Origin of the sequence: Vibrio sp. V15_P4S5T153, from assembly GCF_963874485.1 — a bacterium.
GTDB classification, from domain to species: Bacteria; Pseudomonadota; Gammaproteobacteria; order Enterobacterales; family Vibrionaceae; genus Vibrio; species Vibrio anguillarum.
The window spans coordinates 725092-734955 of the sequence record NZ_CAWNHR010000017.1; the positions used below are offsets into that span (position 1 = coordinate 725092).

The window sequence follows — 9864 nt, forward strand, 5'->3', positions numbered from 1 at the left end:
TGGTTGAGTGTGACTTTTTTCTCTAAAAGTCACATATGCTGCACTTATAAGAGGAACGACAAAACCCAATTGAAGTTCACAGCTTGCTGTGTTTTACCCTCTGTAGGGGGTAGAGATAAATTTACCCTCTAATGGGGGTAAAATACGTTTTACCCTTGACTGCGGGTAAAACTAAAACTACCCTTTATCGAGGGTAAAATGAGGAATTGTTATGTTGATAACATCATCCAGGCAGTTAGCAATACATCTTCGTGATAAAAGAAAAAGCAGGAAGCTATCTCAAGCAAAAGTTGCCGATCCAGTAGGGATAAAACAAGACACGGTTTCAAAGTTTGAGGTTAATCCTGAAACCACCAGCATTCAGACGCTATTTCGAATCTTATCATCGTTAAATTTGGAAATGCATATTGTGCCGAAAGGTCAAAGCATCGACCCAAAAACTGATAATGAGAGTGATGAGAAATGGTAAAGCAATTACGCGTGTTAATGAATGGTGAGTCGGTAGGGGTGTTCACTAAAGAACCTAGTGGTGCTCATCGCTTTCAATACGGCGAAGAATGGTTAAACTCTACTAAATCTCGCCCGATATCATTATCAATCCCCCTTCGCCGTGAGCCGTACAGGGGGGATATAGTGATTAACTTTTTCGACAACCTGCTTCCAGATAACCCTCAGGTTCGAGACCGAATCGTTGCTCGATACGGTGCCAAAACAAAACAGCCATTCGATCTTTTGGAAAAGATAGGGCGCGATAGTGTTGGGGCAATCACCCTTATTCCTGAAGGCGAACCGATTCCAGAATTTAAGGGGATAAGAGCTACTGAGCTTTCCCTTATAAAGCTTGAACAAGTTCTTAATTCCTATGCAGACAATATCCCTTTAGGCATGGTTGATGGAAATGATGATTTCAGGATCTCCATTGCTGGCGCTCAAGAGAAAACTGCCTTATTGAAGTTGGATGAGCGTTGGTTTATACCGCAAGGTGCAACTCCAACCACACACATTATAAAACTTCCGATTGGTGAAATACGGACGCAGGACAGCGTTTTAGACCTAACAACCAGTGTTGATAATGAACTCGTGTGTATGAGGCTTTCTGAAGCGTTTGGACTGCCTACAGCCTCTTGTGACGTTATTAGGGCTGGTGGAGTAAGGGCGCTTGCCGTTAAGCGTTTCGATAGACGATTCTCACAACTAAAGGATTGGATTGTACGCTTGCCTCAAGAAGACTTTTGCCAGGTGTCTGGTATGCCATCGGCAAGCAAATATGAATCAGATGGTGGTATCGGTATTGAAGGAATAATGGATCATCTTCTTGGCTCAGAGGTTCCTCAGGAAGACAGGAGAACCTTTATGCGTTCTCAAGTTCTCTTCTATTTACTTGCTGCAATAGATGGTCACTCAAAAAACTTTTCGCTATTCATAGAGCCTCATGGTAAGTACCGATTAACGCCTTTGTACGACATTATGTCAGCCTACCCTCTTATGGGTGGTAGAGGGCTTCATGAAAGAAAAATCAAGCTGGCAATGGGACTAAAGGCAAGTAGCGGATACAAACGTAAGTGGCATCTGATACAGCCTAGACATTTTATCGGTACAGCGAGGCTGGTGAAGTATTCATCGGACTCTATGAGAGATATTCTGGATGAGTTTATTGCTGATTGTGGACAGGTTATCGATCTAGTTGGGAACAATCTTCCAGATGATATCAATGAGAATGTTCGGGATAAAATCTTTGAGGGATTAACAAAATCAGTGAAAAAACTGAGTCTTGGTCTGAATAATTAGTTTGATAAAAAGTGACTAATCCCGCTCTCATCGGGCGAGGTTTGTGTCAATTAAATTATGGTCACTGTTTACGTTGCCAACTATTTATTGGGTGAGTAACTTATGTAAAATAAAAACGCCATCCATGCTGGATGGCATTTAAGGGCAATTTAATCTTACATGCTTGGTGAAAGACTATTTTCTCTTGATGGGGATTTATAAACAACTCTATGTTGAGATTCGTCTACCACATAAACTTGAATAGGAAGCTTTGATACATGAGCTTTCATTTGAGCGTAAGTTACATTTTCAAGTGAATCATAATGGTCTGGCGTTCCACCGTAAGCACTCAAATATTCTAAATGTTCTCCCAAAGAAACATCATTTCCCTTGCCGTCATCAAAACCTTTTCTGCTTGCATCAAACAATAAATAATTTGCCATAATATAAATACTCATTTAAACATTTAAACATTTAAACATTTAAATAAATGATAAAGAAAATAAAATTGATAAACAAGGAATCATTGAAAGTTTTATGTAAAACAGCAAAAAGGAACAGCAATTAATTTGATCTGAGTTTGTGTTTTCACTTAACGCTGAAGTCTGCTTTCGCACTCAATGGATTCAGATCGCTCAATAATGCGTTTCAAGGTTTCCACATTACAAATCTCACGCATTGCTTGTATGACGCTTTCTGGTGAGGACTCGATTAGGCGCTTATCAAGCTCTTTAGGTTTCTGCCATAATGCGTTAATCTTAATCGAAGCAATATCGCAAAAAAACAGATTTCCTTTGATTTCATCACTAAGTAAAAACATCGGATCTTTTGCCTCTTTACTAAGAAGTTCACAAGCTTGTTCACAAGTGATTTTTTCCAAATCAAGTTGTTCTTCTAATTCTAAAAATCGAAAAAGCATGTTGTAGTTATGTTCAAAATATTTATCTGATTTATCTGTATTATTAACGATTAATTTCTCACCCTGATAAGTGAATTCGATTTCTAGTTCAAAAATATTTTCCTTGGCACAGAGGCTTAATATGGATTTTTTTACGTCTAGATTTGGTCGGTTTCGTTTAATACCAGCTTCAGAAAAGTGAGGGGCTAAAGAGCCTTTTATTGCTTTTCTAAAAAGAGGTGATAATAAAGCGTATTTATCTAAATGGGGAGGCTGAGAATCAAACAGTATTTTGATATGAGCAAAATTCAAAAGAATTGACATATTCCCTCTGACCAAATCATGGTTTAAGTAATATTCTTTTATTTCTTCGTAAATCATATGGTTAACATTTTTTATTAATTTGAGAAATGATACAATGCAAACCAGTTTTTTCAAAGAAAAATCTTCTCACACTCAGGATAGACCTTTTCTTTATTTTCGCTCACGTATATGCCATCTGAATCGATTATTTCACTAGGTTAAATACCTAATGCGGTTTTAATGTAATTAAGCTCAATGATCAATGCATCATTACGCTCTTTCGCGCTCGAATGATGATCTGCAACTTCACTATTTAGATTTGGTGAATAGGTGATTTTTGACAAAATGCTATACACGCCAAACCAAAATTGACCTAAGGGTTTTTGCTTATTGCCCTCTACATCGCCACTGATAAAGCCATGCTTATACATCTCGCCTCGGATACGCTCATAAATCGGCTTTGACCACTCATCTAAACCAGTGTAGTGCGTTTGAGTGCTTGGATTTGATGAGTCCACCAACTGTAAGAACTCAAGGAAATCACGGTGAACGGATGTATATAAGACATCTTTACGCTCTCGGATTGATGCGCACAAATCTTTGGTTTCAATAAGTGATTTCATTGTTTGTGTCCTCAATTTATATTTTTAATTATAAATAAATAAGAATATTGGTCAACGTAAATAAACGCCCTATTAAATAGAGCGTTTTAGGTTGATTTTTTACTGTGGTGCGTTAGCCGACTCAATGAGCTTCGCTCGATATTCTTTTGCTCTCTGGATATCGTCGGTTGAGTGAGTGATGTTCTCATTGATTTCAATGTAGTGGTCAACAGCAGCCAGCTCATTTTTAAAATGGAATACCTTGATTCTCAGAGCTGAGCTTCGCATACCAAAGAAACTAAAGCCTGCATCCGTAACTAGCTTGCTTTCGATGAATTCACCATTACCAATAGGGAATTTCATATCGCTCAAGACCAAAAACCGCATGACCGCTGTAAGACGCTGTAGCCCGTCCAAGATAAAGCAGTTGCTGTTACTACCATCCAGTGAATATAAGATGATGTCAGGAGCCTTAAAGCCTTTTAATAGGTTATGGATAAAGGATTCTTGCATATCCGAAGTCCATTTGTCGTTATCACGCTGGAATTCAGGTACACACGATAGAACTTTTTCGGCAAGCTCCTTTAGTAACTCAAGTGAATTTGCCTCGGCTACGCTACTGATGCCCTTTTCCTTTAGCAACTGACGGTATTCAGATCTGAAAAGGTAAAAGCCTAGTCGGTCAAAAGCATCATGCAGCTCAATGCTGGTTTCATGAGCAAATAAGGTGTAGGTACTATGTCGGCACTGGTGCTCAAACAATTGCAATTTTTCTTCGTTGGTCATATCGCTGCCTATTAAGATAGGCTCTAGACAAGCTAGAGCCAATACCGATTAGTTTTATTTAATCTCTGTGTAGATGAGTTTACACTGTGCTTCATCTTCTGTGATCAGATACGTCTTGCCTGTTTCTTTGCAATAACCTTTTAACACGGTGCCTAGACGTAGCAATGCAACTGCACGATGAACACCATTAAGAATAGCGACTTCATCTTCATTGATGGCATGAACAGGGATTGTCACAGGTTGAATGTTATCAGCAGATCCTGATTTTTGACCGCGTTGATTTTTAGACATTGCAGTTGATGCGCTAACCAGTGATTGTAGTGAGATGATGTTTTCCATGTGATTCCCTTAATCGTTCGATGACTCAACTCTATGTTTATGATTATACATTTTTAACAATTAAAGTCAACAAAATATCTTTAATTATTAAATAGATAATTAATAGTAACTCTTAACGAACTCTTCAAAGTGCGATACGTATAGGGATTCAACCATCTCTTTTGCCTCAAGAAACGCTTTATCTTCGTAAAGCGCATCGATTGCATCGTAAATCATGTTGATATCACCACTACTTAATGAACAATGCACTAGCGTTCCTCGGCAAGACATATACTCTGATGCTGGTTTTTGCTTTAAGATGTTTGTCACCAGTGCCTTTAGTGATTCATCTTTCTCTACAGTAACAAGCCAGTCAGAAATTAAAGTAAGTGCGCCATGCATGAGACCGTGAGCGCGTACACGCTGTAGAGGGTTTACTTTCTCTGGGGCTTTGTAAGGCGAGTCCTTAACTGCATTACATAAGGATGCAAACAGATCTCCTTTAGCTTCAGCCAGGGCAAGAGATAGCTCTTGTTCTGTGTAGTCTAGATGTTTAAAACTATGAACAAAGTTAGACATGGTTTCAGAGGGTAGATCATAAGTATCGTCTCCGTGCTCATATTCTTCACGAAATGGACTGATCAGGAGATCAACGGAAACGTTTAAGGCGTTATAAGCAATAGCTTCTTTTGCGTTTTGGATGACTAGATTTTTCATGGTGTGTTCCTTTTATTTGATGTTCACCATTATATATTTATTTGTTAAAAAGTAAAGTAATAACAAGCAATAAAGAAAAAAAATGACTAGGCTTGGTACGTGAACACGACAGTGTTCTTTTTTTATTAAAATCAAATAAAGTATTTTATATTTAACAGAAAGTTAGGTATAATCAGGTCTAAAAATAATGAGGAATAAATATGAATGACCCTTTAGAAATAGAGCTGGCTCAACAAAAGGCTTTTTTCGAAAAAGAAATCGAAAAATTGTCGCCAGAAGGTAAAGCAATGTTTGATGGCTTCATGAAGGATTTAGATGCTTTATGGGAGAGGTCTTTTACAAGCACTGATAATGTTGAACAGAAGAATGCAGCCGTTTTTGCCTTTACTGTTTTTATGCATAAAATCACTGGTGGGCTGGAATAGTTTTTGGTATGAAGAAGCAACAATATTTTATAACGTGCATGATGCGAGATAAGTCTGAGCCAGGCACGGTAATTCATTTCACCTACCGAATTAAAGTGGACTCTCTTAAGGGGGCGATGCTTTTATCAAAAGCGATTGAAGATCAGATTGTGCGTTTAACTGGCTTAGTTCCTTATAGTCAATATACGAACACAATCCCATTTACTGACTATGATTTGAAAGACTACCCACTAGTAGAAGTCAGTAATGAAAAAGCGAAGAAAACGGTAATGAAAAACAAAGCGGGACAAAATCAAACTCAATTGATTTTGAAATAGATTATGAAAAAGAAAAAGAACGGCTCTAAGCAAAAAGAAGAACTAGGTATATCGAGTTACTTGATGTTATTAGGGATGTTGCTTCTTTTGTTTGCTCTGTCGTCAGTGGATCTTACTAGCTATGATGACATGAATAACGATCCTAACAAGATGGTTCAAAAGCTTGATGTCTATAGCTTCAGGATTGATATTGATAAACAAATTGAACATAGACAAGCCAGCCCTCGTAACGAAAAACCAGTACTAAATGTAATTGCAAAGCAAGGCGTGTATCGTTTCGAAATTGGTCAAAGGATAGTACCAAACATGAAACAAGACGTATTTGTTATCAATAATGAATGGCTTTGTCCTACCGATCAGATCTCAAAAGAGTGTTTGAATAAGAATTTTAATAGGTGAGAGGGTTTTAAAGATTGCTGCGATGAAACGCAGCAATCTTTTTTATGGGCTATTCGGATTAAGGAGTGGGTCAGTAAAATCAGATATTAGATTCGATAATACCTGAATCAGTATTTCCCGTTATTATTCAAACTCAATTAAGTGACCACTGAAAGAGCCGCTTTTTAACTTGATTCTAGGGGCTTTTAAATCCACTTTTGCGATTACATCTTTAAAGGGGATGAAGTCATTTCTAGACTTGTAACCACTGAGATAAAGCACATCAACGCCCTTATCATTTATATCTTGAACCGAACCGTCAAAGTCCACGATATTACCATCGCCATATTCGTCACAGCGGAATATAACTTTATCACCTAACTCCAACGTATCTGTACTCGCTTTCATTTTTATTTTCCGTCCTATTCGTAGAGGCGTTTTAAGGCTGGGCGTTCTTCCAGCCATTTGGTAGAGGCATCATCAGGATCTAGTCCTTGGTATTTATGTACACTACGATTCGAGATAGCCATTCATCGGTTCGCCAATGACTCTAGCTCCAGATGATGAGTACTCCACAAGCCCAATTACGGTATCGGAATCAGATGAAGAAGCATGTTTTAGAAGCTTGTTCTCGAAGTGATTAAAGATGAACTCATCAAAGTTAATACCATCCCCCTCCATGAAATAATCGGTTGAGAATTTCATGAACTCGCGAGGCTCAAAGTAGTTGTCGCCAGTGTGTGATGCTACGGCAAATACAGGCGCAAACCCTTCGACATCAAGGGGGTTATCGACCTCAAGAATTTCTGACAGCTTGTTGTTAATTGCGAACAAATAGTTACCAGTTAAACAATCACGGATCTGATTTTCAATTGTCTTGTCTGATGAATACTGCATTGTAAGCGCGATAAGCTGCTCTTTTACGCTTGGAAGATCTTTCAGTTCCTCTTCGTCAAAGGTGTTCCTATCGAGTTGACTCACAGCCAATTGAACGAGTCCGAATGATTTCATTAATGGTGAAGTCTGCATGGTGTCTAAATCTCAATGGCTTAAATTACAGGTAATTATATGTTTGTGCGCTTTTTAAGTCAATAATTCTTGTATATTTCCTGTGATTTTGGTATATTGAATTTAACGAGTGGTTATCACCTAAGCAGTGAAGGTTGCTCGCTGAGGTTTCAGAGCCTCGCACTACTCAGCCTAGTAATAAGGTGTGGCGGAATTCTGCATATAAATAAATCATAGATTTAGCTTTTTCTTTAATGCTGAATTTTATGGAATTGAGTAGACATGAATATGGGTTCAGCAAAGAGGGAATCGTAATGCTACAGATCATCAACATTTCAAAAAATGACTTTCTAAACCGAATTAAGACTGCTTATGAAGCGGTTTCTGGCTCCAAGCTCGGAAGAAAGGGGCAGAATGTCGTTAATCGCATGGCTGTCATTATGCTTCATGGCGACGAAGCTTCAGGTCATAATGATCATACTCTGGATAAATTCTTCATCACTGATGAGAATTCACTACAGCGTGAGGTCATCCTCCTGCAAGTGAATGTGATTGGTAGTACATCTCTGTCAGGCGAGGACTTTGTCTTTTATGATGATAGCTTTGCAACTGCGCATGGTAACGAAAAAGAGGCAAAGGAAGAGCTTAAGAAGGTTGTTATTCGATACTTCCAAGAGAAATATAAATCGAACCTTTTTAGCCAAAGTTTTCAACATGTTGAGGCTATTCAGGATTACTTCCAGTTTCTTCGCTTTCAAGAAGAACAAGGTTCCGCAGCATATTTCGCGGTTGGCGAGTTAGAAAAAAAGGTTTACCAATTCACTTTAGAGCAAGCGATGAATTGGGTGTTTGAGACATTTTCTATCGAGGATATTGCAGATGGGAATTTCTTTAACGCTTGTTTGTACGAGCACTTAGAGTTTCAAGTGACCCGAAAAGTAATTTAAAAAGCGCATAAAATAAATGCCTAGCGTGGCTGCTAGGCATTCTGTGTTTTCTATTTTAGCCATACTACGTATTGACTAAATCCTACTGCCTCATCACTGTAGTATTGATCGGCAATGCCTCTAAGCTTCAACCTATCCGTTGTAATCGAGCCATTATCAAAGGTGAATGAATGAGTTCCCGAGCCTATAAATGACTTGCTATCAGGAATCCCAAGCTGGCTACGTCTTGCGGCGTTATCGTACCTTGTGACAGCATGAACAAGCTTGCCGCTGTCTGTGGTAATGCTTAAACCGTCAAAGAACATCCCGTTTATAACATCGTCTCGATTTACCGCGCCACCATGCGTATTGCTGTAGCTGTCTACTGAGCTGAATAGTTCAGCTTTGAAAGTGATTTTCGCTTGGCTCCACGGTAAATTATCGGTGTTGGTAAAGAACTTGCGATCTTGGTATGAGCCATTGGCGTGGCTGTGGAAGATAGCCCAAAGTGCAGTCTTACCACCAAGAGAGGTTTTGCTGAAATCTCCGTAATTGCCGCTACTTAGATCCGTGTAATTAACAAGAGTCCATCCTCCACCAGCCATATCACACTGGTAATTTGAACCCTTAAGCGGATACACATCGTTTTTGAGGCTGGAATCCTGCTCTAACAGGGTCAAGCATGAGCGATTATCTCTTTCTAGTGTCTCTTGCATGTCTTTAATCGCTACCTGTTCCTGAGCGACAGAGAACGCCTCTAGACCATCAATCATATGTTTAAATGTTGCTGACTGATTCACGCTGCATTGCTGGATTCTGTGGTATTCCATTTTGCTAAATGATTTTGATGAGTCGGCTTCCCAGTCTGAGCAGTCATACGGAGCTGAAACGTCCTCAAAGCCATCAGAAACAACGTTAACGCTTCTTGATAGTGTCACGTCAATCGTTCTTCTTTCGATCTCTTCCTGCTCCATTACAGCGTCAGAAAACCTATCTTGAGATATGTAAGTAACTGTGCGCGTTTCATCTTGAGAGCAAGTCGCTTGCTGTAAATAAGAGGTGCCAGGTTCAGCAGAAGAATCAAAAGAAGACCAATCATTGCAATTGTATGGCTCGCCATACTTTTTCCAAGTTGTAGCCCGAGTGCCACCGTCATCCCAATAGCTAAGGGTCTCAGCTACGTGAATCTTTATGAAGTAATCACCATCCCCTACCCCGCTTTCCTCACTGGCAATCGCATGAGAATTAAGAGTTGCTAGGATCGCAATTGCGAGTAGCCTTTTGTGGGCTGGCATATTCGTAATCATATTATTTCCCAACCAATACGTATTATTTTTAATTTAATTAATTTTTATTTATGTTATAAATATTATTATGACATCGATCACACTAATATCAATAAATAAATAATAATAAAAG

General features: G+C 38.9%; 15 protein-coding genes. 6 read left to right on the forward strand and 9 right to left on the reverse strand.

Features of this window, described 5'->3' with window-relative positions; all coding sequences use genetic code 11:
* Window positions 1-211 precede the first annotated feature (211 nt).
* Both AACT42_RS14270 and AACT42_RS14275 read left to right on the forward strand, forming a co-directional pair.
* A complete protein-coding gene (locus AACT42_RS14270; RefSeq protein WP_094133817.1) occupies window positions 212-469 on the forward strand; it encodes a helix-turn-helix domain-containing protein in 258 nt (85 codons plus the stop codon).
* On the forward strand, window positions 463-1788 hold the full coding sequence (locus AACT42_RS14275) for a type II toxin-antitoxin system HipA family toxin (protein WP_094133816.1): 1326 nt from the start codon (window positions 463-465) through the stop codon (window positions 1786-1788). Before AACT42_RS14270 ends, AACT42_RS14275 begins: the two co-directional genes overlap by 7 nt.
* 155 nt (window positions 1789-1943) lie before the next feature.
* On the opposite strand, the gene AACT42_RS14280 is transcribed toward AACT42_RS14275, so the two are convergent.
* The 6 genes from AACT42_RS14280 to AACT42_RS14305 all read right to left on the reverse strand — a co-directional run bounded on the left by AACT42_RS14280 (window position 1944) and on the right by AACT42_RS14305 (window position 5391).
* Complete coding sequence (locus AACT42_RS14280; RefSeq protein ID WP_094133815.1) at window positions 1944-2210, reverse strand: hypothetical protein; 267 nt, start codon at window positions 2208-2210, stop codon at window positions 1944-1946.
* 149 nt (window positions 2211-2359) lie between these two features.
* The gene (locus AACT42_RS14285) at window positions 2360-3046 is read right to left on the reverse strand and encodes a hypothetical protein (protein WP_094182904.1); all 687 of its coding nucleotides are present in this window, start codon (window positions 3044-3046) and stop codon (window positions 2360-2362) included.
* Window positions 3047-3186: 140 nt separating this feature from the next.
* Window positions 3187-3591, reverse strand: a complete 405-nt coding sequence (locus AACT42_RS14290; protein ID WP_094131702.1) for a hypothetical protein — start codon at window positions 3589-3591, stop codon at window positions 3187-3189.
* A gap of 99 nt (window positions 3592-3690) precedes the next feature.
* Window positions 3691-4356, reverse strand: coding sequence for a DUF262 domain-containing protein (locus tag AACT42_RS14295; RefSeq protein ID WP_094131703.1), 666 nt, complete (start codon window positions 4354-4356; stop codon window positions 3691-3693).
* 54 nt (window positions 4357-4410) lie between these two features.
* A complete protein-coding gene (locus AACT42_RS14300; protein ID WP_094131704.1) occupies window positions 4411-4695 on the reverse strand; it encodes a hypothetical protein in 285 nt (94 codons plus the stop codon).
* 99 nt (window positions 4696-4794) lie between these two features.
* Window positions 4795-5391, reverse strand: coding sequence for a hypothetical protein (locus tag AACT42_RS14305; RefSeq protein WP_094131705.1), 597 nt, complete (start codon window positions 5389-5391; stop codon window positions 4795-4797).
* A gap of 200 nt (window positions 5392-5591) precedes the next feature.
* Between AACT42_RS14305 and AACT42_RS14310 the strand changes: the two genes are divergently transcribed.
* Genes AACT42_RS14310 through AACT42_RS14320 form a run of 3 tightly spaced genes read left to right on the forward strand, consistent with a single transcriptional unit; the run spans window position 5592 to window position 6532 of the window.
* The gene (locus AACT42_RS14310) at window positions 5592-5816 is read left to right on the forward strand and encodes a hypothetical protein (protein ID WP_021485441.1); all 225 of its coding nucleotides are present in this window, start codon (window positions 5592-5594) and stop codon (window positions 5814-5816) included.
* 8 nt (window positions 5817-5824) lie between these two features.
* Window positions 5825-6133 carry a hypothetical protein gene (locus AACT42_RS14315; protein ID WP_141193141.1) on the forward strand — a complete coding sequence of 103 codons (309 nt, stop codon included), beginning with the start codon at window positions 5825-5827 and terminating at the stop codon, window positions 6131-6133.
* 3 nt (window positions 6134-6136) lie between these two features.
* Entirely contained in the window at window positions 6137-6532 is a 396-nt protein-coding gene (locus AACT42_RS14320) for a hypothetical protein (RefSeq protein ID WP_094131707.1), read from the forward strand.
* A 123-nt stretch (window positions 6533-6655) separates the two neighbouring features.
* On the opposite strand, the gene AACT42_RS14325 is transcribed toward AACT42_RS14320, so the two are convergent.
* Window positions 6656-6919, reverse strand: a complete 264-nt coding sequence (locus AACT42_RS14325; protein ID WP_094131708.1) for a hypothetical protein — start codon at window positions 6917-6919, stop codon at window positions 6656-6658.
* Window positions 6920-7021: 102 nt separating this feature from the next.
* Window positions 7022-7540, reverse strand: coding sequence for a hypothetical protein (locus AACT42_RS14330; RefSeq protein WP_045592331.1), 519 nt, complete (start codon window positions 7538-7540; stop codon window positions 7022-7024).
* Window positions 7541-7833: 293 nt separating this feature from the next.
* Here AACT42_RS14330 and AACT42_RS14335 point away from each other — a divergent pair, with 293 nt between their 5' ends.
* The gene (locus AACT42_RS14335) at window positions 7834-8466 is read left to right on the forward strand and encodes a hypothetical protein (protein ID WP_094131709.1); all 633 of its coding nucleotides are present in this window, start codon (window positions 7834-7836) and stop codon (window positions 8464-8466) included.
* A 50-nt stretch (window positions 8467-8516) separates the two neighbouring features.
* Here AACT42_RS14335 and AACT42_RS14340 read toward each other — a convergent pair whose 3' ends face one another.
* Window positions 8517-9752, reverse strand: a complete 1236-nt coding sequence (locus tag AACT42_RS14340; RefSeq protein ID WP_094182905.1) for a hypothetical protein — start codon at window positions 9750-9752, stop codon at window positions 8517-8519.
* Between the last annotated feature and the right edge of the window lie 112 nt (window positions 9753-9864).